Source organism: Methylobacterium sp. WL116, assembly GCF_008039455.1.
In the GTDB taxonomy this organism is placed as follows: Bacteria; Pseudomonadota; Alphaproteobacteria; order Rhizobiales; family Beijerinckiaceae; genus Methylobacterium.
Window position 1 is genome coordinate 1 of record NZ_VRUV01000990.1, and the last position, 810, is coordinate 810.

At 65.4% G+C, this 810-nt stretch carries 1 protein-coding gene; it reads right to left on the reverse strand.

The genetic code is table 11. The features are described 5' to 3' along the window. On the reverse strand, positions 1-810 hold an 810-nt coding region (locus FV223_RS28970; RefSeq protein ID WP_147730040.1), incomplete at both ends, for a PQQ-binding-like beta-propeller repeat protein.

Below are 810 nucleotides of genomic sequence, written 5' to 3' on the forward strand. Positions count from 1 at the left end.
GTCCATGTCGACCTTGGAGGCCCAGTTGACGACCGGGTCGAACTTCTCGGCGACGAGGAGCTCGCCGGTGGCGCGGTTGAGGGTGTAGCCGAAGCCGTTGCGGTCGAAGTGGGTCAGCAGCGGGGTCTCCTTGCCGCCGACCTTCTGATCCGTGAGGATCATCTCGTTGATGCCGTCGTAGTCCCACTCGTCGTGGGGGGTCATCTGGTAGACCCACTTGGCCACGCCCGTGTCGGGGTTACGCGCCCAGATGGTCATCGACCAGCGGTTGTCGCCCGGACGCTGCTTGGGGTTCCAGGTCGAGGGGTTGCCCGAGCCGTAGTACATCAGGTCGAGCTTGGGGTCGTAGGAGAACCAGCCCCAGGTGCAGCCGCCGCCGGTCTTCCACTGGTCGCCTTCCCAGGTCTTGGTCGACGAGTCCTTGCCCACCGGCTTGCCGAGGTAGGTGGTCTTCTCCGGGTCGACCAGCATCTGGTCGTCCGGGCCGATCGAGTAGCCGCGCCAGACCTTCTTGCCGGTCTTGGCGTCGTAGGCGGTCACGTGGCACTGCACGCCGAACTCGCCGCCCGAGATGCCGACGATGATCTTGTCCTTCACCGGCAGGACCGTGGCGGTGTTGGTCTCGCCCTTCTTCGGGTCGCCGTTCACCACCGACCAGTTCACCTTGCCGGTCTTGGCGTCGAGCGACACCACCGTGGTGTCGGCCTGGTGCAGGATGATCGCGTTGTCCGAGTAGGCCAGGCCGCGGTTGACCGTGTCGCAGCACATCACCGGGATCACCGACGGGTCCTGCTTGGGCTCGTACTTCCA